Source organism: Serratia sp. KH_031, assembly GCF_057839655.1.
Genome location: NZ_CM174496.1, coordinates 755,481 through 778,425 on the forward strand (window position 1 = coordinate 755,481; position 22,945 = coordinate 778,425).

Genomic DNA, 22,945 nt, shown 5'->3' on the forward strand with positions numbered 1-22,945 from the left:
TATAATCGCCGCCCGGCGATAAATTAACCTGCAAAAGAGCACCAGAATGAGCACGACCAGCTTGATCCAACCGGATCGCGAACTGTTTTCCTACAAACCTTATTGGGCGGAATGCTTTGGCACCGCGCCGTTTTTACCGATGTCACGCGAAGAAATGGACATCCTCGGCTGGGACAGTTGCGATGTGATCATCATCAGCGGTGACGCCTATGTCGATCACCCAAGTTTCGGTATGGCGATCATCGGCCGGATGCTGGAAGCACAGGGCTTTCGTGTGGGCATCATTGCCCAACCAGACTGGAGTAATAAAGAAGATTTCATGCGTTTGGGTAAACCGAACCTGTTCTACGGCATCACCGCCGGCAACATGGATTCGATGATCAACCGCTATACTGCCGATCGTAAATTACGTCACGATGACGCTTACACCGCGGGTAATGTGGGTGGCAAACGCCCAGATCGCGCCACCTTGGTTTACAGCCAGCGCTGCAAAGAAGCTTATAAAGATGTGCCGATTGTTCTTGGCGGTATCGAAGCTAGCCTGCGCCGCATTGCGCACTACGATTACTGGTCTGACACCGTGCGCCGTTCAGTGTTGGTGGATTCTAAAGCCGATATGCTGATCTACGGCAACGGCGAGCGTCCGCTGGTGGAAGTGGCGCACCGTCTGGCTGGCGGTGAGAAAATCGCTGACATCCACGACATTCGTAACACCGCAGTAATGCGTAAAGAGCCGTTGCCGGGCTGGGCGGGTGTGGATTCCACGCGTTTGGACAAGCCGGGACGTATCGAACCGATCGTTAACCCTTACGGCGAAGACCTGCCTTGTGCTGACGGCACTAAAACCGTTGAGCCAGAGGCCAAAGCGGTCACTGTGCGTGCCGCCAAGCCGAAGCCGTGGGAGAAAACCTACGTGCTGCTGCCTTCCTTTGAAAAGGTGAAGGCGGACAAAGTGCTGTATGCCCACACCTCGCGTATTCTGCACCACGAAACTAACCCAGGCTGCGCACGTGCGCTGATGCAAAAACATGGCGATCGCTATGTGTGGATCAATCCACCGGCTATCCCGCTGACCACGCCGGAAATGGACAGCGTGTTTGCTTTGCCATACCAGCGTATTCCGCATCCTTCCTACGGCGAAGATCGTATCCCGGCCTATGACATGATTCGTTTCTCGGTCAACATCATGCGTGGCTGCTACGGTGGTTGTTCGTTTTGTTCGATCACCGAACACGAAGGGCGCATTATTCAGAGCCGTTCAGAAGATTCGATCATTCGTGAGATCGAAGAAATTCGTGACAAAGTTCCGGGCTTTACCGGCGTGATCTCTGATCTCGGTGGTCCAACCGCCAACATGTACATGTTGCGTTGTACCAACCCACGTGCTGAACAAACTTGTCGCCGCGCCTCCTGCGTGTATCCAGAAATCTGTACTTATATGGATACCAACCATGAGCCGACCATCAAGCTGTATCGTCGGGCGCGTGAACTGGAAGGGGTGAAGAAGATCCTGATCGCCTCCGGGGTTCGTTACGATCTGGCAGTGGAAGATCCGCGTTATATCAAGGAATTGGCGACTCACCACGTTGGTGGTTACTTGAAGATCGCACCAGAACATACCGAAGAAGGGCCGTTGTCGAAGATGATGAAGCCGGGTATGGGCAGTTACGATCGTTTCAAACAGTTGTTTGATCAGTATTCCAAGCAGGCGGGTAAAGAACAGTACCTGATCCCATACTTCATCTCCTCGCACCCAGGCACGCGTGACGAAGATATGGTGAACTTGGCGCTGTGGTTGAAGAAGAACCGCTTCCGTCTCGATCAGGTGCAGAACTTCTATCCTTCGCCGATGGCGAACTCCACCACCATGTATTACAGCGGTAAAAACCCGCTCAGCAAGGTGGGTTATAAGAGTGAGGACGTATTTATCCCGAAAGGTGATCGCCAGCGCCGTCTGCATAAAGCCTTGCTGCGCTATCACGATCCGGCCAACTGGTCGACGATCCGCGCTGCGTTAGAAGAGATGGGCATGAAACACCTGATCGGCAGCCGCCGTGAATGTCTGGTGCCAGCGCCAAGCATCGACGAACAACGTGAAGCGAAACGGCTGTCGCGCCATACTCGCCCGGCGCTGACTAAGCATACTGATATTACTCGGCAGCGCACGCCGTCGAATAAGCCGCCGGCTCGGAAACCAATTCGTGGTGGTAAGGCTAAGTAACGGATTAAAAGGAGAACTCACGAGTTCTCCTTTTAACTTTTGAAAATCACAACTGCTCGTAAGCTGCTTCCACCTTCATCAAATGACGTGGAGCCTGTGAGGAAGGATGGTATTGACGCACATGCCAGTTGAAGGCTTCCGGCGATAGGGCGTTAATCATTGAGATCGCCTGTTGGCGGTTGCTGGAGAAGGTACGCAGCAGCGCGCCGGTGCCATTCACGTAGGCGATAATGGTGGCGTAACGCAGGGTGACAGGATTGTCGATCCCTTTAAGTTGTTGTTTTTGCAATACGGCTAAGTAGGCCGCACCGAGATCGATATTGGTATCAGGATCGAGCAGATCATCGTCGTCCGGGCAGCCGCTTTTCCCTTTGTAGCGATAAGCATCGCAACCCGCAGTGTCGGCTTTCAACTGCATCAGGCCGATGGCGTTGGACTTACTGATCGCCGCCGGGTTAAAGCCGGATTCCACTTTAATCATCGCGGTAATCAGTTTTTGATCGACATCGTATTTATCCGCAGCATCTTCGATCGCGTCATTGAAGGCCTGAGCATCATAACTGGTACGCGGTTTTTTACTGGAACAACCCGCCAAAACGAGCATCAGGCAGACCATCGCCAAACGTGACCCATGTGAGAAAGAAAATTTCATGCTGCTCCGTTCTGTATTGTTTTTTACTCAGTTTATTTGTCCAAAGTAATTCAAATGGCCGCTTGGCTGCAACCCGAACTTATGAGGAACTGAAACAGCTGCACCGGGAAAATACCCGTTTGAAGGCAGAACGAGAACTATTAAAAAGACGGCTGTAGATGCTTTTAACGGCGCACAGGCATGCCGCACAGTATACTCCTGCTTATGCTGCAATGTGTGTCGAACGAGTTGGAGCGACTGCCTCAATGTCGAGTCACTTTTGCCCGGAAGGTACCACTACACCTCACTTCGTACCGTCTTTTAGCGACTTCGCTCCGAGTAAATAGCTGGCATTGAGCCGGAAATATCATCGTTTTACACACAGAAGTTCTCGCCTAAATGGGAGCGAACTCACATTGAATAAAAGAATGGGATTAGGAATGGAACAATAATTGTAATTATTCCACCAGAAAGTAACGCAACGGGAACGTATGACACTCCACAGTGCTTCTCAATAACAGGTAAAGTCACATCCATAGCGGTAGCATCTGCTACTGCGATAGCAATATTTCCATTACCCACTCTTGATAGGGTTGGTATCAGTAACAATGCAATCGCCTCACGGAAAAGATCACAAAGAAAACCCACCGATCCTAATAATGGGTCACCCATTTTAGTAAATAAAATCCCAGACAATGTATACCAACCAAAACCAGAACTTACGGCCAAACTTTGGCTAAGGGTTAATGGAAGAAACTGAGAGACACCTGCAGCACCGGCATAGGATGCAAGAACCGTCAACAAAGTCATAATCAGATTCTGTTTATTGAAGAAAATTCTCTTAATATTTATACCTGAAAAAGAAAGCTTTACTGCAATAATAAATATCAACAAGTACAATAAAGATGAAATAGTGATATCATAGTCAAGTTTAGGAACCACATTATAGTATGCAGCCATAAATCCGAGTATGACAAGCCCGCCAAGTAGAATTGGATCTTTAATATACCCCATGCTATCGAAAGCCACTTTTTGTTGATTATTAAGTTCTTTTTTTTCTTCGGTGTTATTATTACTGATTAAATAGAATATTTTCAAAACAACAGCAATTGAAAGAGATGATGCAACAGCGATGCTTATAGCCGTAATACCTACGCTACTGAGTTTTTCTGTAATATCTGGAATAAATCCTACGGTAACCCCCATAAGTATTAAAAGAGAATAGAGGCAGAAATTAGACATTTTTTCAATCATATGCATATTTATTCTTGAAAATATTCTTTTAAAATTGAATCCGAAAATAAAAGCAATAAGAATGGGTGTTAAATTATACAGTGCAGTATTCATTAATTAGTCCAAATTAAAAGTAGATATAATGGTTTCAAAACTCTCTGGGCGACGTATCCATTATTTTAAAGTTATGCACATGTAAACCCATGTGATCTACAAGGTCAATTTCCTCATTGAATTCCATCATGATGGAAAAGTTAAAAATACTACAAAATAACAAGATGGCAGCATGAGAAGCCAAAACAAAAAACACACAAGCATTAACCGATAGTTATCACAATTAAATCAGTATTATAATTTTTCTAATGAAATAATTTTAATTATTAGAATCTCTAATTTTAATTAAGAAAGTGTAATGACTCAAAGCTACCTGATGCTGATGTACTCATGGAAGAGAGGCGAAGATCCGTTATGCTTGCAATCTGATGAATCTATAACATCTCCGTCAGCGCCTGCTCGACATATAAATAACCAATGCCCATCACTTGCTGTTGCCGCGTCAACGCACCGAAACCAATATGTGTGGCGTTAGCGCGAGTCTGATCGTGGCGATCGAACGGGCTGAAACCGGTCTGCGCGATGATGGTATCCAACCAATCTTGCCCGAAGCCACAACTGCGACCATACAGATAGATACGGTTGATGTTCAATATATTCAAAAAGTTATACAAACTCAGCCCGATGGCCTGTGCCGCTCGTTGCACCAACACCTGCAAAGCGTGGTCACCCTGATGATAACGAGCAATTAATTCTGCAGTGGAAGGGGTTTTCAGTCTTTCGCCTTCGGGGAGTGGTTGCGGCGTCGCCTTCAGTTGGATGCGCGCCATTTTCTTCAAGGTAGAGAGTGAGGCGATGGTTTCCAAGCAACCGTAACGCCCACAGGAACAAATACCGCCATCGGGGTCGATAATGGTGTGGCCGATTTGTCCGCTGCCGAATAGGCTACCACGGTAAATTTGCTGATTGATGACAAACGATGAGCCAATACCATAATCGACGTTGATCACGCAGAAATCTTGCACGTTAGCGCTATTTTGCCACTTTTCCGCCAATGCCAACATCACGCAGTCGTTATCGATCAACACTTCAGTTTTTAGCCGTTCTTCCAGCAGATATTTGATCTCGATAGGTTCTTGCCACGGGGCTTGTGGCATCCGTTGCGACACGCCAGTCACCGGGTTGACTTGCCCATGAATCGACAGCGCAATCTTCAACGGTACGCCTTGTTGTTGGCGATGCAGGTGGTATATCTGCACCATTTCTTGCAACAGCGCCTGCGGCGTAGTGGCGATAATCGGTAACTGATTAAAGGCGCTACATGGCGTCACCAAACCATCAACCACCACGCTTTCGATTAGATAGGGCGATACATTTAGGCACAGAATGCGTTGCTCCACTGCCGCAATACGATAACTGCCGCCACCCAAGCCACGGCGATGCAGATTCTGCTCGCTATGCTCAACTTGTCGTTCAGCCAATAGCTCATCGAGGATCTTACCTACTGCTGGAATTGAAAGCTGCGACAGCCGCGCCAGCGTGGATTTACTGGCGATTTTCTCCCGATACAGCAGGGCACACAGCACCCGCTTGTTGAAGTTGCGCACCCGTTGGTTATTCAGACCTTGCAATGCCATTTATTAAACTCCGTTTACTGTATTGCGTGAACAGTGTGCATAATGCCGCCGATTTTGTCATCTAGACTGCAAAAAAAGCAACCTTTAGTATTTTTAGTGAGGAAAGCATGCAAGGTACAGTCAAAGTTTGGCAAGAACAGATCGAATTACCGACCTACGGCACCGGGGCGCAAGATCCCCATCCGATGTTCCTAGAACACCGGGTGTACCAAGGATCGTCCGGCGCGGTTTATCCGTATGGGGTGATCGACACTCTCAGTGGTGAGAAAACCACACGCAGCTATCAGGCGATTTGGCTGGAGAATGATTACCTGCGCGTGATGTTGTTGCCAGAACTCGGCGGGCGTATTCATCGCGCCTATGACAAAGTGCAAAAACGCGATTTTGTTTACTACAACGAAGTGGTCAAACCGGCACTAGTGGGGTTGCTTGGGCCGTGGATCTCTGGCGGTATCGAGTTCAACTGGCCGCAGCACCACCGCCCAACCACTTACATGCCAGTCGATTATCGTATTCAGCAGCACGAAAGTGGCGCGCAAACGGTGTGGCTGGGCGAAGTCGAACCGATGCGTGGTTTGCAGGTGATGGCCGGTTTTACTCTGTACCCCGATCGTGCGTTGATCGAAATCAGTGCCAAGATCTACAACGCCAACCCGACGCCACGGCATTTCCTGTGGTGGGCGAATCCGGCGGTGAAAGGCGGCGACGATCATCAGAGCGTCTTCCCACCAGATGTGACGGCGGTCTTTGACCACGGTAAACGCGACGTTTCTTCCTTCCCGATCGCTACCGGCACCTACTACAAAGTGGATTATTCGGCTGGTGTGGATATTTCGCGCTACAAGAATATCCCAGTCCCAACTTCCTACATGGCGCATAAATCGGATTACGATTTCGTTGGTGCTTACAGCCACGATGAACAGGGTGGGTTGCTGCACATTGCCGATCACCATGTTTCACCAGGCAAAAAGCAGTGGAGTTGGGGGCATGGCGAATTCGGTCAGGCGTGGGATCGCAGTTTGACCGACAGTAACGGTCCGTATATTGAACTGATGACCGGCGTCTATACCGATAACCAGCCGGACTTCACTTGGTTGGATGGCTACGAAGAAAAATGCTTCGTGCAAAACTTCCTGCCTTACAGCCAGTTAGGTATGGTGCAGAACGCTAATACTCAGGTTGCACTGAAACTGGAAAGTGACGGACAACATCTGACCTGGGGTGTTTATGCCATTGCCCCATTGGAGCAACATCGTGTGGTGATCCGCTCCGATCGCGATCATCAGATCTTGCTCGATCGCATGTTGGATCTACAACCGGGCAACGCGTTATTGGAGCAGATCAACGGCGATTTCCAAGGGCGATTGACTATCGAGTTGTTGGATGCGCAAGGCAATAGCGTGCTCAGCTATCTCCAGCATCAACCCGACGATGAAGCCATCCTGCCTGAGCCGGCTAAAGCGCCGTTGCCAGCGGCACAAATCAACAGCGTGGATGAAGCCTGGTTTATCGGCCAGCACTTGGAACAATACAACCATGCTAGTTGCGCTTCTCCAGAATACTACCTGCGTGGTTTGGCGTTAGATCCGCTCGATTATCGCTGCAATCTGGCGATGGCGACGTTGGAATACAACCGCGCTAATTTCCCACTGGCAATGACCTATGCCGATGCGGCACTGAAACGCGCCCATCATTTGAACCGTAACCCGCAATGTGGGCTGGCTAGTCTGATCCGTGGCTGCGCGCAGGAACAACTGGGCAATGACGATGCGGCCTACGAAGATTTCTATCGTGCTATTTGGAGCGGCAATGGCAAGCCGGGCGGTTTCTATGGCTTGGCGCGCGTGGCGACGCGGCGTGGTGACATCGCTCAGGCGCTGACGTTCTGTGATAGCAGCTTGAAAGTGAACGCTAGCCATTATCCGCTGATCGCGCTGAAAGCTTTGTTGCTGCAACGGCAAGGTAAAGGCGAGCAGAGCCTGAGTTATATCGACCAACAACTTGCTGTCTTACCGCTGCATTACACCCTGCATTATCTACGCTATGCGCAAACCCGTTCGGCGGCGGATCTTAAGACGCTGCGTGAAGTCACGGGTTGTCGTGGCATCAACGCGCTGACTATCGCTAACCTGTTGAATGAATGGGGATGCAAAGAACAGGCAATTGAATTGCTGACGTTGCTGGATAGCGCAGAAACCTTGCCGCGCTATCTGCTGGCCAGCTTGCGTAAAGAGAGTGACGAATTCCCGCAACTGTTGGCGCAGGCTCGGGCGGCATTCCCGCAACAGGTTCGCTTCCCGAATACCTTGGCGGAAGTGCGCATGTTGCAGCAACTGCCAGAGTGCTATTTCGCACAGCACCTGCTGGCCTGTTTCCATTACAGCAAACGCAACTACGCGCAGGCGATTGAGCTATGGCAACGCTGTGTGGCGCAGCAACCGGACTTTGCCGACGGTTGGCGCAGTTTGGGTATTCACGCCTTCAATAAACTGAAGCAGTACGATGTGGCGCAGCAGTATCTACAGCGTGCTTTTGATCTGGAACCACAAGATGCCCGTTTGTTATTCGAACTGGATCAACTGGCGAAGAAATTGGCAACCTCACCACAGCAACGTTTGGCACAACTGACGCAACATCTGCCAGTCGTGGCGAAGCGTGACGATCTCACCGCCGAACTGCTGAGCTTGTATAACCAATGTGAGCAATTGGAAGCAGCGCGCGCGATCTTGCAACAGCGTGAGTTCCATCCGTGGGAAGGTGGCGAAGGTAAAGTCACCGGCCAGTACTTGATCAACCAACAACGTTTGGCATTCCAAGCCTTGCAACAACAGCAACCAAAACAGGCGCAAGCGTTGCTGCAAGCGGCGTTGCACTATCCGCACAATCTGGCAGAAGGACGACTGGCTGGGCAAAGTGACAACGATATTCACTATTGGCTGGGGGTTTGTGCCTCACTTGTCGGTGAGGATGCCAAAGCGCATTGGCAACGTGCCTGTGCCGGTCACAGTGAAATGACGCAAAGCCGTTATTACAACGATCAGCCGATAGATTATCTGTTCTATCGCGGCATGGCGTTGAAACAGCTAGGGGAAACCGTGCAGGCGGAGGCGTTGTTTAGCCAGATGCTGCAATGGGCGCAGCAACAGCGTACTGAAACGGTCAGCGCCGATTTCTTTGCTGTCTCGCTGCCGGATCTGATGGCGTTGGACAACGATCTGCAATCGGCACATCAGCAACATTGCCTATTGGTGACGGCGTTGGCGCAGTGGGGGCTTGGGCAAACGGCTGCGGCTCAGCAAACGCTGGAAAGCCTGCTTTCTGTGAACCCAAGCCACGACAAAGCGCAGTTATTTGGCCCGTTGTTCACGACGTTGTTGGGTTCAATCACCAGAGGATAGAACATGAAAAATAATAACCTGAACATGCCCTACGTTTGGACCATCTGTCTGGTGGCCGCCTGCGGTGGCCTGTTATTTGGCTACGATTGGGTGGTGATCGGTGGTGCTAAGCCGTTTTACGAAGCCTATTTCGGTATTACCGACCCGGCGCAGTCTGGCTGGGCAATGAGTTCGGCGCTGGTGGGCTGTATTTTCGGCGCACTGATCTCTGGGCTGTTGTCTGATCGCTTTGGTCGCAAATTGCCATTGGCCATCGCGGCGCTGACGTTCGTGATTTCCGCTTGGGGGACCGCCGTCTCCACCACCTTTGATGCGTTTGTGGTTTACCGCATCGTCGGTGGTGTCGGTATTGGTTTGGCTTCGGCGCTGTCGCCCATCTATATCGCGGAAGTCAGTCCAGCGGCGCAACGTGGCCGCTTTGTGGCGGTAAACCAGCTCACCATCGTGATCGGTGTTTTGGCTGCGCAGTTGATCAACCTGCTGATTGCCGATCCGGTGACGGCTAATGCCAGCCAGGCAGAATTGCTAGCGAGTTGGAACGGGCAGGTGGGTTGGCGCTATATGTTTGGTGCGGAATTGGTGCCTGCGCTGGCGTTCCTGTTACTGATGGTGATAGTGCCGGAATCTCCGCGCTGGTTGGCTAAGGTTGGGCGTCACGAGAAAGCACAAGGTGTATTGCGGCGCATTGGCAGTGAACAGTATGCGCAGCAAACATTGGCAGATATTCGTCAGACCTTGGGCACAGAAACCAGCAAAGTCCCGTTCAGTGCCCTGTGGCGTGGCGATGTACGCCCGATTTTGGTGATCGGTATCGTGCTGGCGGTGTTCCAGCAATGGTGCGGGATTAACGTGATCTTCAACTATGCGCAGGAGATCTTCGCCTCCGCCGGGTTTGATATTAACGATACGCTGAAATCGATCGTCGCTACTGGCTTGATCAACCTGATCTTCACCCTGCTGGCATTGCCGTTGGTGGATCGCATTGGTCGCCGTCGTTTGATGCTGATTGGTTCTGCCGGGTTAACGGTGATCTACCTGCTGATGGCAGCGGCTTATGCCTATGGCCTGTTGGGATTACCGGTATTGCTGTTGGTGCTGGTCGCTATCGCGATTTACGCCGTGACGTTGGCTCCAGTCACTTGGGTATTACTGTCGGAGATCTTCCCGAATCGCATTCGCGGTTCAGCGATGGCGGTAGGTACCTTCGCATTGTGGATCGCCTGTTTCGTACTGACTTATACCTTCCCTCTGTTGAACGCAGCGCTCGGCGCATCCGGTAGTTTCTTGCTGTACGGCGTGATTTGCCTGCTGGGGCTGGTGTTTATCCACGCCAAAGTGCCGGAAACCAAAGGCGTGACGCTGGAAGCGTTGGAGAAGCAACTTAGCCCGGCTGGGCGTGCTGCGGGAGGAGATAAAAAGTTCACTTAACTGTGTTTAGTTTATTCCGTGACCATTGGTCATAACGTAATCAGTTTGTTCCATTAGTGTAATTAGCGTGTATCCGGGTCAGCTTATTGCTGACCCGGTTAATAAATAAAAGTGCAGCAAGATGAACACCATTCACTGGAGAATCAAGATGTTGCTAAGAAAAATAAAACACGTGATGTTAATGATGGTGCTAGTGAGCCCGGGGGCGGTTGCTGAAGAAGCGAAAATCACCCTTGGCGCGATTTATCTCGATACTCAGGGCTATTACGCCGGAGTGCGTTACGGCGTGCAAAACGGCGCCACGACCAGCGGTAAAAACATTGAAGTGATTGAAACCAACGCCCAAGGGGATGTTTCCAAAGAAAGCTCTTTTATTGACACCATGGTGGCGCGCAACGTCAACGCGGTGGTGCTCTCCGCCGTTTCTGCCAACGGTAGCGTGCGTGCGATCAAGCGCGCCAGCGAAGCCGATATTCCGGTAATTTGTTACAACACTTGTATTAATGAAAAAGGCGTCGATAAATACGTTTATGCCTACCTGGTTGGCGACCCCGTTGAATTCGGTAAGTTGCTGGGCAACGCGGCGGCGGATTATTTCATTAGTAAACAAATTACCAAACCGCGTATCGCGATCATTAACTGCGAAGCGTTTGAAGTGTGCGTCCAGCGCCGCAGCGGCTTTGAACAGGCGCTGAAGGCGAAAGTGCCAGGAATGGAGATCGTCGCTAACCAAGAAGGGACGGTGTTGGATAAAGCCATCTCGGTGGGCGAAAAACTGCTGATCTCTAGTGGCGATATCGACGCCATCTTTGGCGAATCCGGTGGTGCGACGTTAGGTGCAGTCAAAGCGGTACGTAATCAGAATCGCGTGGGTAAAACCGTGGTATTTGGTTCCGACATGACTACCGAGATCGCGCAAGAATTGGCGAATCAGCAGGTACTGCAAGCGGTGGTCGATATTTCTGGTAAGAAAATGGGGGCGCTGGCCTTTACTCAGGCCATTAATGCCATCAACAAACAACCGGCGGCGCAGAAAGTGATTCAAGTGCCGATCGATCTTTATGCCTCAAGCAAAAACGCCGCAGACTGGCTGACCACCCACCAAGACGGCTTGCCATAAGCCAGGGGGCAATATGCTGGGAAATCAACAACCCGTGGTTGCCCGTATTGAAGCAGGCAACAAGCGTTACCCCGGTGTGGTCGCGCTACACGACGTGAATTTTACGCTACGTCGCGGTGAAGTTCGGGCGCTACTCGGTAAAAACGGCGCGGGAAAATCTACGCTGATCCGCATGTTAACCGGCAGCGAAAAATTGGACAGCGGACAAGTATTCATCGGCGAGCGGCAGTTGGAAGGGACGGAGTCTCAGTTAACGCGTCGTTCTGCTGAGCTAGGTGTGCGTGCGGTGTATCAGGAGCTGAGCCTGATACAAGATATGAGCGTGGCGGAAAACCTGTGTCTGGGCCATTGGCCACGGCGCCGTGGTGGCATGATTGACCACGCGCAGATGCGGGCGCAGGCACAACGCGCGCTGGATACGTTGGGGGTCAATATCGACCCTCAGCAATGGGTACGCAGCCTTAGCCCGGCGCAGCAGCAGTTAGTGGAGATCGCACGGGCTCTGCAGGGCTCCCCTAAATTGGTGATCCTTGACGAACCGACCAGTTCACTGACCCATACCGAGGCGGATCTGGTTGCCGCTGCGGTGATGCGTCTGTCCGCGGCGGGGATTGCGGTGGTGTATGTCAGCCATCGAATGAACGAGATCCGTCGTTTGGCCTCCTCTTGCACCATCATGCGTGATGGTTGCGTCGCCGGTGATGTGGCGTTGGAAAATACCTCCACCGAACAGATTGTCTCTCTCATGTTAGGGCACCAAAACCACCAAACTCAGCAGGTCAAGCAAGCGGTGGAGGGCGAAACGGTATTGTCGGTTAAGGAATTGACCGTGCCGCCTAAATTGCGACGAGTCAGTTTCGAACTTAAACGCGGTGAGGTGCTAGGGGTCGCCGGTTTGCTGGGGGCTGGACGTACCGAACTGTTGAAAGCCATCGCCGGCTTAATCCCCCTCAGCAGCGGTGAATTGGTTATGAATGGTGTGGCATTAACGCAGCCCAATTATGTTGAAATGCTGCGGCGCGGTTTGGCTTACACACCGGAAAACCGTAAAGCGGAAGGCATCGTCCCCTTGTTGGGGGTGGACGAAAACACGGTGATGACCGACAGCGGTTCAGTGAGCCAATGGGGAATGCTGAGCGGAACACTGATTGAACAAGCGACGAGCCAGATTGTTAAGCGAATGCGGGTAAAAACCGCCTGTACCGATACCCCAATTGTCACATTGTCGGGTGGCAATCAGCAAAAAGTGGTGATTGGTCGCTGGGTATATGCTCAAAGCCAGATCCTACTTTTGGATGAGCCGACGCGCGGTGTGGATGTAGAAGCCAAAAATCAGATCTACCGCATAGCCCGCGAACTGGCGGCGGAAGGGAAAAGCATTATTTTCGTCTCGAGTGAAGTGGAGGAATTACCTCAGGTTTGTGATCGAATTTTATTGCTACAACAAGGCACCATCAGCAAGACCTTTATTTCACCAGTAGATGTAGAGCAATTAATGTCGGAAGTATTAATGATAAAATAAAATTGGGATAATGGTTATGTCCACACTTGCACCTGAAGTCAATATTAGAAAAAGCAACGGCCTGACAAAACATGCTAATGAACTGGGGTTGCTGGCAATTATTGTTGTGTTGTATCTGGTATTTTCTATTTATGCCACCGGGTTTATTTCACTCAATAACCAAATGAATATCTTGCGTGATGCGGCCACGATTGGTATTGCCGCATGGGCTATGACGCTGATTATTATTTCTGGTGAAATTGACGTGAGCGTTGGGCCAATGGTGGCGTTTATTTCCGTGATACTGGCCTATTTGCTGCAATATGCGATGCCATTGCCGTTAGCGTTGTTACTTGCATTGTGTTTGGGCGCGGTGCTTGGCTCACTGGCAGGGATATTACGCGGCAGCTTTAACGTACCGAGCTTTGTCGCCACCTTAGGGCTTTGGAGTGCGCTACGTGGCATGGGGCTATTTATGACCAATGCCCTACCAGTGCCGATTGATGAAAACACGGTGCTGGATTGGCTCGGTGGGCAGGTGTTGGGTATTCCGGTTTCGGCGGTGATCATGCTGCTGCTATTCGTGGTGTTCCAGTTTATTAGTAAAAAGACTGCCTTTGGCCGCTCGGTCTATGCCATTGGGGGTAATGCCCATGCTGCGCAACTGTGCGGGATTAACGTCAAGCGCATCCGCGTGCTGTTATTTACCATCGCCGGATTGATGGCGGCAGTGACCGGTATTTTACTGGCGGCGCGATTGGGCTCTGGCAACGCCGGGGCTGCTAGTGGTTTGGAATTCGATGTGATTGCCGCGGTGGTGGTCGGTGGAACCGCACTCTCCGGTGGACGCGGCTCAATGCTTGGCACGTTACTCGGCGTACTGGTTATTACCTTGATCGGTAACGGTTTGGTGTTGTTGGGGATTAACTCATTCTTCCAACAGGTGGTCAGAGGGGTAATTATCGTTCTGGCGGTATTGATTAATATTATGGTGATGCAAAAGAACAATAAACAATAGTTGTATCACCCCCACATTATTTATCTATGTTTGAGGTAGTTGTCATGGAAAAAATGTTAGCGGCTTATTTACCGGGTAATTCTACCGTGGAATTACGTGAAGTGAATATTCCCCAGCCAGGAATCGGTCAGGTATTGATAAAAATGAAATCGTCCGGTATTTGCGGTAGCGATATTCATTATATTTACCATCAACACCGCGCCACGGCGGCGGCACCGGATCAACCCTTATATAAAGGGTTTATTAACGGTCATGAACCTTGCGGTCAAATCGTGGCGCTGGGCGCTGGATGTCGGCACTTCCGCGAACAAGATCGTGTATTGGTGTATCACATTTCTGGCTGCGGTTTTTGTAGCAATTGCCGACGTGGTTTCCCTATTTCTTGCACTGGCGAAGGTAAAGCGGCCTATGGCTGGCAGCGTGATGGCGGTCATGCGGAATATTTACTGGCAGAAGAAAAAGACCTAATTCATCTGCCGGACACCCTCAGTTATGAGGACGGCGCGTTTATCTCCTGCGGTGTGGGTACTGCTTATGAGGGGATCATTCGCGGTGAGGTTTCCGGCAGCGATCATGTGTTGGTGGTCGGGCTTGGGCCTGTAGGTATGATGGCGATGATGCTGGCAAAAGGGCGTGGAGCTAAAACGGTGATTGGCGTGGATGTGATCCCTGAGCGACTGGCGATGGCGAAAAAACTGGGCATTATGGATCACGGTTTTTTACCTAGCGACGGCCTAATCAGCAACATTCAGGAATTAACCTCTGGCGGTGCTAACGTCACGCTCGACTGTTCTGGAAATGCCAGCGGTCGCTTGTTGGCGTTGCAGGCATCTTCTGATTGGGGCAGGGTGATTTACATCGGCGAAACCGGCAAGGTGGAGTTTGAGGTCAGTGCCGATCTGATGCATCACCAGCGGCGGATTATCGGTTCTTGGGTCACTAGCCTGCACCATATGGAAAAATGCGCCACCGACTTGCGCGATTGGAAAATGCATCCGCACCAAGCGATTACTCATCGTTTTACGCTGCAACAGGCGGCAGAAGCTTACGCGCTGATGGCTTCCGGTAAATGCGGCAAAGTAGTGATTAATTTTGCTGATTAGGAAGTGAACATGTCGCTATTTACCTTAGATAACGGGCAGATTGAGCTGGTGGTATCGTCCCTCGGCGGCTGCATATTGAAATGTGTCGCACGGGGCGAAGTGCCCTTGCTGCGCCCGGCGCAAGTAAGCGAAACCACCTCGGTATTGCAGTCCGGTTGTTTTCCGTTGGTGCCGTTTGGTAATCGGGTCAATCACAATCACTTTGCCTTTGAAGGACATGATTACCACCTGCAGCCCAATACTGAATGGGACAGTCATTACCTGCACGGTGATGGCTGGTTGAACGAGTGGCAATGCATCGAACATCGGGCAGATTTTCTGCGGCTGCGTTTTCAGCAGCAAAGCGGCGTTTATCAATACCAAGTAGACCAATGTTTTACGCTGGTCGATAACCAACTCTGTATCGAGCTGGAAGTTGAACATACCGGTGAACAACCGATGCCTTATGGTTTGGGCTGGCATCCTTACTTCCCATTGACGCCACAAACCACCGTCACTGCCAAAGCGGAAGCTTATTGGTTGGAAGCGGAAGAATGGCTGGCAGGGGAGCGAGTGGCGCTGAGTGAAGAACTGAACTTCAACCAGCCAAATACACCGCCGCGTCGTTGGGTGAATAACGGCTTCGCTGATTGGGATGGTCAGGCACAAATCCGCTGGCCAGAGTTGGGAGCGCAGTTGCAGATGCGCACTACACCAGCTTGCCCGGTGTACTTTATGTTTGTCTCCGATCCGAAGTTTGATAAAGGCTACCAGTTCGAGTTTTTCTGTCTGGAACCGATGTCACATGCCGCCAATGGGCACAATCTGCCAGAGTTGGGGGGCTTACGGCGTTTAGCAAAAGGGGAGAAGTTGAAGCAGCAAATGTGGTTGGGTTATTCCATGCTTTAATCTGTCAAATACAGCCCTCTCAGGTTGAGAGGGCTGGCATATCAAAGGGACTCTGGGAAGGTGTCAGGATCTGGCCCTAACCGTTTGGCAATATCTAACTTGGCGATCTCCGCTAGCTCATCTTTGTGGAGTTTAAAATCAAACACTTCGAAGTTTTCTTGAATGCGTGCAGGTGTCACGGATTTCGGGATCACAATCAAACCCTTATCCAAATGCCAGCGTATGACGATCTGCGCTGGCGTTTTATCATAGCGTTTCGCTAATTCTTTAATGATCGGTTGCTCGAATACCCCTTCACCGCCCTGTGCTAGCGGGCTCCAAGATTCGGTCGCAATATGATGCGTGGCGTTCCACGAGTGCAACTGACGTTGTTGCATCAATGGATGCAGCTCGATTTGATTCACTACCGGGGCAACGCTGGTTTCATCCAGCAAACGTTGCAAGTGCGCGGTATGGAAGTTACAAACACCGATGCTTTTGGCTAAACCTTGCTCACGCAATTTAATCAACCCACGCCAAGCATCGACAAACTTGTCTCGTGTCGGCGTTGGCCAATGGATCAGATACAGATCAACATAATCCAGCTTTAACTTTTTGAGGCTTTTATTCAAAGCAGCATGAGGATCGCTCTGATCGTCGTTCCACAGTTTGGTGGTGATAAACAGCTCTTCACGAGGAATTGAGGAGGATTGCAGCGCACTGCCAACGCCTTCCTCATTTTTGTAGATAGCGGCAGTATCGATCGAGCGATAGCCAATCTCCAGCGCTTTCTTTACCGCAAGCTCCGTCTCTTCAATGCTCGCCTGCCAAACGCCGAGGCCCAATTGCGGCATCAGATTACCATCGTGAAGTTTGATGATAGGTTGTTGCGTTGTCATGCGTATCTCCTTTTGAGCAGACAGCCGACGTGGTTAATGTCGGCATATATGATCTTAAAGTTTAGTTGGCAAACAGGGGCACTGCTGAGTTTGCTAACTAAATAACGACAATATCAGAAATTACCATCAAGGGATTAACGCGCGGCTTCATAGATGCGTTGGCTGACATCCAGAGTAATGTCTTGATGTTCACCCAATGCAGTCATCCCATGCTGATTCAGTTTGTCGAGCAGCGCGGGAATGGAGCTACCGTCGAGCTGGTAGTCAGACATGCGAGTTGGCACGCCCATTTGCTCGAAGAAAGTACGGGTTGCGGCAATCGCGCCATCAATACGGCTGTCTTCAGAACCGTCACGCAGACCCCAAACGCGTTCTGCGTATTGCAGCAGTTTCTGGCGTTTTTGCGCTTTTTTCTCGCTCAGTAGCGCAGGCAGAACAATCGCCAGCGTTTGTGCGTGATCCAGACCGTGCATCGCCGTCAGTTCATGTCCCAGCATATGGGTGGCCCAATCCTGTGGTACGCCAGCACCGATCAGCCCGTTCAACGCCATCGTCGCGCTCCACATCACGTTGGCACGCACGGCATAGTTTTCTGGTTCAGCCAGCGCGCGCGGGCCTTCTTCGATCAGTGTTAACAACAGACCTTCGGCGAAACGGTCTTGCACTTTGGCATCCACCGGGTAAGTCAGGTATTGCTCAATGGTATGTACAAAAGCATCGACTACGCCGTTGGAAATTTGACGCGGCGGCAAGGTGTAGGTCACGACCGGATCTAACACCGCGAACAGCGGCTGAACGAACGGTGAGAAGAAATGCTGCTTATCGCCGCTGCTTTTGCGGGTGATTACCGCTGCGATATTAGTTTCAGAACCGGTTGCTGGCAGCGTCAATACGCAGCCCATCGGCACTGCGCTGGTCACTTGGCTGCCGACGGTTTGCAGAATATGCCAAGCATCTGGGTTGGCGGTGTAAGGTGCCGCTGCGGCGATAAACTTGGTGCCATCAACCACGGAACCGCCGCCGACGGCTAGCAGAAAATCAATCCTTTCAGCGCGCACCATCTCTACCGCTTTCATCAGGGTTTCGTAAGTGGGATTCGGTTCAATGCCTGAAAATTCTTGCACGTTATGGCCAGCCAGTGCGGCATAGACCTGATCCAACACGCCATTTTTCTTGACGCTACCGCCGCCGTAGGTGATCAGAATACGTGCGCCAGTCGGGATCTGTTTGCCCAGTTCTGCGATTTGGCCTTCACCGAACAGGATTTTAGTTGGGGTATGGAGAATAAAGTTTTGCATGGCGACTTGCTCTCTTGGCATTAGATGAATGAGTTATGGAGTGTATTGTGGTCAACGGGGCGTTATAGCTCAATGCACATTCCTGTTGGTGTCTTGCCTATTTCTACAAAGCACTGTAGGAATGGAGGATTTTGAATTACTATTTTTGCCATATCGTTGCCAATTCTAGAGAGGTTGTGGTGACTGCAATAGATGCATTGCGCCGCCGTATGGCGCACCAAGCGGCCAGTTTCGCCAAAGGGAAGGGATATACACCTTCGTCCGTACCGCGCGTGAAAGTGTTGTACCTAGACGAATACTGTCCACGGCAGCCAGTGATGTACGAACCGGGGATCGTGATTATTTTTCAAGGGCACAAAGTTGGATACTGCGGCAATAAGGTATTCCAATACGATCCGCGCAATTACCTGCTGATGACCGTGCCGCTGCCGTTTGAATGTGAAAGCTTTGCTAGCCCAGAGGAGCCGCTGGTGGGATTGGCGATTGGTGTCGATAGCCAAATGTTGCAGGATCTGCTGCTGGATATTGGTGATGACGACTACCTGATGCAGCCACGTGCCGAGAGCAACGGCGTTAACTGTGCGGCTCTGACGGAGGAGATGCTGTGTGCCACCGAGCGCTTGCTGGACGTGATGGCTAAACCGTTAGATGCGCGAGTATTGGGAACGCAGATCGTACGTGAGTTGCTGTACTACGTGTTGCGTGGCAGTTGTGGCGCTTCGTTGCAGGAGTTGGTGAATCGGCATACTCATTTCAGCCAGATTGCCAAAGCCCTGCGGCGTATCGAGTACCAGTATGCTGAAAATATCAACGTTGAAGCACTGGCTAGCGAAGTAAATATGAGCGTTTCAGCGTTTCATCATAATTTCAAAGCCGTGACCAACACCTCACCGCTGCAATATGTGAAGTCATACCGTTTGCATAAAGCGCGATTGTTGATGGTACATGACGGGTTGAAGGCCAGCACGGCGGCGATCCGCGTCGGCTATGAAAGTGCCTCGCAGTTCAGTCGTGAGTTCAAACGGTTATTTGGTATGACGCCGAGCGATGAACTCGCCCGGCTTAAAGAGAATAACGTAGTCATGGGCGGTTAAGAGCAAACTCAAATAGGCTATTTTACTTGCCATTCTGAACCTAGGCAGTGCTCACAAAGATTTATCTTTGAACGCCCTTCAGGGTGGCCCGTAGGGTGAGCGGAGCGAATCAAATCCTCACGTACTGCGTGTACGTTCCGGTTTTTCCGCGCTGTCCGTGTTCAAACTGGCGGCGACAATGATGCCTATTTGAGTTGCTCTAAGAGGCAGAACGTTTTTTGCGCCAGACAACCAGCATCGCGCCGAGCAAACCGCCGATCAGTAAAATTAATGGCAGGATCATCAAGCCGGTCATGACCTGATCTTCATAGCGTTTTACCAGTGGGATGTGGCTGAAGGCATAACCCAAACTGACCACGGAACCCACCCAAACCAAGGCGCTTAACCAATTAAAGAATTGGAAGCGCTTGTTGTCGAGGCCTGATATTCCGGCCATTGTTGGCAACAAGGTGCGTACAAAACCCAAAAAGCGACCAATCACTAGCGCCATCAGCCCGTGGCGGTTAAACAGGTTGTGCGCTCGTTGGTGATATTGCGCAGGCAGTTGCAGTAACCAGCCTTTCACCACGCCGGTATGCCCTAGCCAGCGGCCTTGTATATAGCTCAGCCAACAGCCCAAACTGGCGGCGATAGTCAGAATCAGCAGGGTAGGGACAAAACCCATCACGCCTTTGGCGATTAACGCGCCGGATAACAACAACAGGCTGTCGCCGGGTAGGAAGGAAGCTGGTAGTAGGCCATTCTCTAAAAACAGGGTGGTGAAAAGTACCGCGTAAACCACCCAAATCACGCTGGGATTGGCTAATGCAGCGTAATCCTGTTGCCAAAGTGCGTGAATAATCTCTTTTAATACATCCATCTAATATCCCGAATGTGCGGAATAATCTGCACTTATCGATTAACTCATGGGGCTAGTGTACGCCTATAAGCTTAATGGGACATTAACGGTCGGGAAAAAATGATGGGCAGAATTGCTCTACCCGTAGTTATTAGTTGGCAATGCGTGTAAACCCGGCGGCCAAATCGTCGATCAGATCCTGTACGTTTTCCAAACCGATGTGCAGACGAACTAAAGTCCCGCTGAAATCCACCTCGCCAGCGGGACGGATGGCGTTCAGTTGCTCCGGTTGATTGGCCAAAATCAACGACTCATAGCCGCCCCAGGAATAGGCCATGCTGAAATGGGTGAAGTTATCCAGATAGGTGGCGAGCTGAGCATCATCCAATTTCTGTTTCAGCACAAAAGAAAATAGGCCATTACAGCCACTGAAATCCCGCTGATAAAACTCATGCCCTTTACAACTCGGCAGCGCGGGGTGATAAACCGTGGCGACTTCAGGGCGCTGCGCGAGCCAATTAGCGACGGTAATGCTGTTTTGCTGATGCTGCTGTAAACGCACACTCAGAGTACGCAGACCGCGGCTCGCCATATAAGCGGTATCGGCATCCACCATTTGCCCCATCAGATAGGATTGTTCACGCAGTTGATCCCAACAACGGGCATTAGCCACGGCGGTGCCGAGCATATAGTCGGAGTGCCCAATGATGTATTTGGTGCCTGCCTGAATTGAAATATCGATATCAAATTCCAGTGCCTTGAATAGCACGCCCGCCGCCCAGGTGTTATCGATCATAATGATGATGTCTGGGTTGACTTGGCGAATGGCTTGCACCATGGCCGGAATATCCTGTACTTCCATGGTGATCGAGCCGGGTGATTCGAGGAACACCACTTTGGTATTGGGCTGGATCAGGGAACCTATCGCGGCACCAATTAGCGGATCGAAATAGGTGGTGGTGATATTCATTCGACCGAGAACTTTAGTGCAAAAATCCTGTGTTGGTTCATAAGCCGAACCCGTCACCAGCACATGGTCGCCAGCGCTGACGAAAGACAAAATAGCATTGGAAACCGCCGCCGCGCCGCAAGGGTAGAGCGCGCAGCCTGCACCGCCTTCCAGTTCGGTCATCGCATCTTGAAACGCAAAATGCGTCAATGTGCCGCGCCGACCATAAAATAGTTCACCTTGCGCGCGCTTGGCGGTGGCTTGTTTTTTGGCCGCGACAGAGTCAAACACCAATGAAGAGGCGCGCTGGGTGACCGGGTTCACTGAACCCTGGGTATAACGTTTACTACGGCCTGCGCCGATCAGTGCCGTTTCGAGGTTTTTAGACGTCATGTTTGGCTTGCCTTCATTGGATGTTATTTGAGTCGTTCATTACGTTAACATGATGTCAAATAGCCATCCAGACGTTTTTACCTCTGACTTTATGATCTATTTGTTAGCACGTTTAACTGGCGATGTTATCGGCAACACCTTGTTGTTACTGGGTGGATATTATTTTTTGTTTCAGAATCACTAATTAAGCAAATAATAATGATAACCACTATCAATCCGCTATTTGTTTGATATGATCCCACGCTGAATTCTTCTGTAATTTTGATATTGGGTGGAGGCGCAGCGTGAAAACGGCTGGCAACAAGTTGAATCAAGGAGTCCGTGGTATTGGCCGGGGGCAATGGGGGGCGTTCGGACGCAGCATGATCGCCTCAATGGTGCTGGTGGTTGGGTTAGCAGGCCATGCGCAAGCCGCTCCTGCAACGGCACCTGCAGTTGCTGAAAGCGTCACTGCGGTGAATCCGGCAGCGCCAACAACACCTGCTGCGGTTGATAGTCTCACTCCGGTAAATCCTGCTCCGACCCTGCAACCCCCTGAAACTCGCGGTATGGATCTCTCCATTTGGGGTATGTACCAACACGCCGATGCGGTGGTTAAAACCGTGATGATTGGCTTGGTGCTGGCTTCAATCGTCACTTGGACCATTCTGTTTGCCAAAGGTAGCGAATTGGTGCGTTCTAAGCGCCGTCTGCGTCGCGAACAACTGGCTCTGGCCGATGTGCGTTCATTGGATGATGCCTGCGAAGTGGCGCAAAGTTTCTCGCAAGAGAGCATTACCGCCGTATTGCTGAATGATGCACAAAACGAATTGGAATTGTCGGCGGCTTCCGACGACAACAACGGCATCAAAGAACGTACCGGCTTCCGTTTAGAGCGCAAAGTGGCTGCTTATGGGCGTCAACTGGGGCGTGGTAACGGCTTCTTGGCAACCATCGGTGCGATTTCACCGTTTGTCGGGCTGTTCGGCACCGTCTGGGGCATCATGAATAGCTTTATCGGCATTGCCCAATCACAAACCACCAACTTGGCGGTGGTGGCTCCCGGTATCGCCGAAGCCTTACTGGCAACGGCGATGGGACTGATCGCGGCGATCCCGGCAGTAGTAATCTACAACATCTTCGCCCGCGTGATTAGTGGTCACCGTGCTCAAGTCGGTGACGTGGCGGCGCAGGTCCTATTGCTGTTAGGTCGCGATCTGGATCTGGCGGCTACCGCTGACGCTAAACGCGCACAGCATTCACACCAGCTACGGGTGGGGTGAT

The 22,945-nt window shown here is 51.1% G+C and carries 17 protein-coding genes; 10 read left to right on the forward strand and 7 right to left on the reverse strand.

Annotated features, from left to right (window positions below; translation table 11 throughout):
- Positions 1-46 precede the first annotated feature (46 nt).
- Positions 47-2,221 (forward strand): YgiQ family radical SAM protein, encoded by a 2,175-nt coding sequence (locus AC3ISQ_RS03355; RefSeq protein ID WP_489350563.1) that lies wholly within the window; start codon positions 47-49, stop codon positions 2,219-2,221.
- Positions 2,222-2,267: 46 nt separating this feature from the next.
- Here the strand turns inward: AC3ISQ_RS03355 and AC3ISQ_RS03360 are convergent, their stop codons facing one another.
- The 3 genes from AC3ISQ_RS03360 to AC3ISQ_RS03370 form a co-directional block, all read right to left on the reverse strand.
- Positions 2,268-2,873 carry a transglycosylase SLT domain-containing protein gene (locus AC3ISQ_RS03360; RefSeq protein ID WP_489350564.1) on the reverse strand — a complete coding sequence of 202 codons (606 nt, stop codon included), beginning with the start codon at positions 2,871-2,873 and terminating at the stop codon, positions 2,268-2,270.
- 390 nt (positions 2,874-3,263) lie between these two features.
- The gene (locus tag AC3ISQ_RS03365) at positions 3,264-4,199 is read right to left on the reverse strand and encodes a LysO family transporter (protein ID WP_489350565.1); all 936 of its coding nucleotides are present in this window, start codon (positions 4,197-4,199) and stop codon (positions 3,264-3,266) included.
- Between the two features lie 374 nt (positions 4,200-4,573).
- Complete coding sequence (locus AC3ISQ_RS03370) at positions 4,574-5,776, reverse strand: ROK family protein (RefSeq protein ID WP_489350566.1); 1,203 nt, start codon at positions 5,774-5,776, stop codon at positions 4,574-4,576.
- Between the two features lie 107 nt (positions 5,777-5,883).
- Between AC3ISQ_RS03370 and AC3ISQ_RS03375 the strand changes: the two genes are divergently transcribed.
- The 7 genes from AC3ISQ_RS03375 to AC3ISQ_RS03405 all read left to right on the forward strand — a co-directional run bounded on the left by AC3ISQ_RS03375 (position 5,884) and on the right by AC3ISQ_RS03405 (position 16,232).
- Positions 5,884-9,174, forward strand: a complete 3,291-nt coding sequence (locus AC3ISQ_RS03375) for a DUF5107 domain-containing protein (protein ID WP_489350567.1) — start codon at positions 5,884-5,886, stop codon at positions 9,172-9,174.
- 3 nt (positions 9,175-9,177) lie between these two features.
- A complete protein-coding gene (locus AC3ISQ_RS03380; RefSeq protein WP_489350568.1) occupies positions 9,178-10,602 on the forward strand; it encodes a sugar porter family MFS transporter in 1,425 nt (474 codons plus the stop codon).
- A 175-nt stretch (positions 10,603-10,777) separates the two neighbouring features.
- Complete coding sequence (locus AC3ISQ_RS03385; protein WP_489353110.1) at positions 10,778-11,722, forward strand: substrate-binding domain-containing protein; 945 nt, start codon at positions 10,778-10,780, stop codon at positions 11,720-11,722.
- Between the two features lie 13 nt (positions 11,723-11,735).
- Positions 11,736-13,244 carry a sugar ABC transporter ATP-binding protein gene (locus AC3ISQ_RS03390; RefSeq protein WP_489350569.1) on the forward strand — a complete coding sequence of 503 codons (1,509 nt, stop codon included), beginning with the start codon at positions 11,736-11,738 and terminating at the stop codon, positions 13,242-13,244.
- Positions 13,245-13,254: 10 nt separating this feature from the next.
- Positions 13,255-14,241 carry an ABC transporter permease gene (locus AC3ISQ_RS03395; RefSeq protein ID WP_489350570.1) on the forward strand — a complete coding sequence of 329 codons (987 nt, stop codon included), beginning with the start codon at positions 13,255-13,257 and terminating at the stop codon, positions 14,239-14,241.
- 44 nt (positions 14,242-14,285) lie between these two features.
- Positions 14,286-15,344 carry a zinc-dependent alcohol dehydrogenase family protein gene (locus tag AC3ISQ_RS03400; RefSeq protein WP_489350571.1) on the forward strand — a complete coding sequence of 353 codons (1,059 nt, stop codon included), beginning with the start codon at positions 14,286-14,288 and terminating at the stop codon, positions 15,342-15,344.
- A 9-nt stretch (positions 15,345-15,353) separates the two neighbouring features.
- Positions 15,354-16,232, forward strand: a complete 879-nt coding sequence (locus AC3ISQ_RS03405) for an aldose 1-epimerase (RefSeq protein WP_489350572.1) — start codon at positions 15,354-15,356, stop codon at positions 16,230-16,232.
- A 41-nt stretch (positions 16,233-16,273) separates the two neighbouring features.
- Here AC3ISQ_RS03405 and dkgA read toward each other — a convergent pair whose 3' ends face one another.
- Both dkgA and yqhD read right to left on the reverse strand, forming a co-directional pair.
- Positions 16,274-17,110 (reverse strand): 2,5-didehydrogluconate reductase DkgA, encoded by an 837-nt coding sequence (dkgA, locus tag AC3ISQ_RS03410; protein ID WP_489350573.1) that lies wholly within the window; start codon positions 17,108-17,110, stop codon positions 16,274-16,276.
- Positions 17,111-17,244: 134 nt separating this feature from the next.
- Positions 17,245-18,408 (reverse strand): alcohol dehydrogenase, encoded by a 1,164-nt coding sequence (gene yqhD, locus AC3ISQ_RS03415; RefSeq protein WP_489350574.1) that lies wholly within the window; start codon positions 18,406-18,408, stop codon positions 17,245-17,247.
- 209 nt (positions 18,409-18,617) lie between these two features.
- Here yqhD and AC3ISQ_RS03420 point away from each other — a divergent pair, with 209 nt between their 5' ends.
- Positions 18,618-19,502 (forward strand): AraC family transcriptional regulator, encoded by an 885-nt coding sequence (locus tag AC3ISQ_RS03420; protein ID WP_489353111.1) that lies wholly within the window; start codon positions 18,618-18,620, stop codon positions 19,500-19,502.
- Positions 19,503-19,701: 199 nt separating this feature from the next.
- On the opposite strand, the gene AC3ISQ_RS03425 is transcribed toward AC3ISQ_RS03420, so the two are convergent.
- A complete protein-coding gene (locus AC3ISQ_RS03425; protein ID WP_489350575.1) occupies positions 19,702-20,361 on the reverse strand; it encodes a DedA family protein in 660 nt (219 codons plus the stop codon).
- Positions 20,362-20,491: 130 nt separating this feature from the next.
- The gene (gene metC / locus AC3ISQ_RS03430) at positions 20,492-21,682 is read right to left on the reverse strand and encodes a cystathionine beta-lyase (protein WP_489350576.1); all 1,191 of its coding nucleotides are present in this window, start codon (positions 21,680-21,682) and stop codon (positions 20,492-20,494) included.
- Between the two features lie 284 nt (positions 21,683-21,966).
- Here metC and exbB point away from each other — a divergent pair, with 284 nt between their 5' ends.
- Entirely contained in the window at positions 21,967-22,944 is a 978-nt protein-coding gene (exbB, locus tag AC3ISQ_RS03435) for a tol-pal system-associated acyl-CoA thioesterase (RefSeq protein ID WP_489350577.1), read from the forward strand.
- Position 22,945 lies beyond the last annotated feature (1 nt).

Coding starts and splice junctions, on each gene's coding strand:
- AC3ISQ_RS03365 (WP_489350565.1), bottom strand. CDS start 4,199: ATGAATACTGCACTGTATAATTTAACACCCATTCTTATTGCTTTTATT.
- dkgA (WP_489350573.1), bottom strand. CDS start 17,110: ATGACAACGCAACAACCTATCATCAAACTTCACGATGGTAATCTGATG.
- AC3ISQ_RS03360 (WP_489350564.1), bottom strand. CDS start 2,873: ATGAAATTTTCTTTCTCACATGGGTCACGTTTGGCGATGGTCTGCCTG.
- AC3ISQ_RS03405 (WP_489350572.1), top strand. CDS start 15,354: ATGTCGCTATTTACCTTAGATAACGGGCAGATTGAGCTGGTGGTATCG.
- AC3ISQ_RS03420 (WP_489353111.1), top strand. CDS start 18,618: ATGGCGCACCAAGCGGCCAGTTTCGCCAAAGGGAAGGGATATACACCT.
- AC3ISQ_RS03425 (WP_489350575.1), bottom strand. CDS start 20,361: ATGGATGTATTAAAAGAGATTATTCACGCACTTTGGCAACAGGATTAC.
- AC3ISQ_RS03390 (WP_489350569.1), top strand. CDS start 11,736: ATGCTGGGAAATCAACAACCCGTGGTTGCCCGTATTGAAGCAGGCAAC.
- AC3ISQ_RS03385 (WP_489353110.1), top strand. CDS start 10,778: ATGTTAATGATGGTGCTAGTGAGCCCGGGGGCGGTTGCTGAAGAAGCG.
- metC (WP_489350576.1), bottom strand. CDS start 21,682: ATGACGTCTAAAAACCTCGAAACGGCACTGATCGGCGCAGGCCGTAGT.
- AC3ISQ_RS03375 (WP_489350567.1), top strand. CDS start 5,884: ATGCAAGGTACAGTCAAAGTTTGGCAAGAACAGATCGAATTACCGACC.
- AC3ISQ_RS03355 (WP_489350563.1), top strand. CDS start 47: ATGAGCACGACCAGCTTGATCCAACCGGATCGCGAACTGTTTTCCTAC.
- AC3ISQ_RS03395 (WP_489350570.1), top strand. CDS start 13,255: ATGGTTATGTCCACACTTGCACCTGAAGTCAATATTAGAAAAAGCAAC.
- yqhD (WP_489350574.1), bottom strand. CDS start 18,408: ATGCAAAACTTTATTCTCCATACCCCAACTAAAATCCTGTTCGGTGAA.
- AC3ISQ_RS03380 (WP_489350568.1), top strand. CDS start 9,178: ATGAAAAATAATAACCTGAACATGCCCTACGTTTGGACCATCTGTCTG.
- AC3ISQ_RS03370 (WP_489350566.1), bottom strand. CDS start 5,776: ATGGCATTGCAAGGTCTGAATAACCAACGGGTGCGCAACTTCAACAAG.
- AC3ISQ_RS03400 (WP_489350571.1), top strand. CDS start 14,286: ATGGAAAAAATGTTAGCGGCTTATTTACCGGGTAATTCTACCGTGGAA.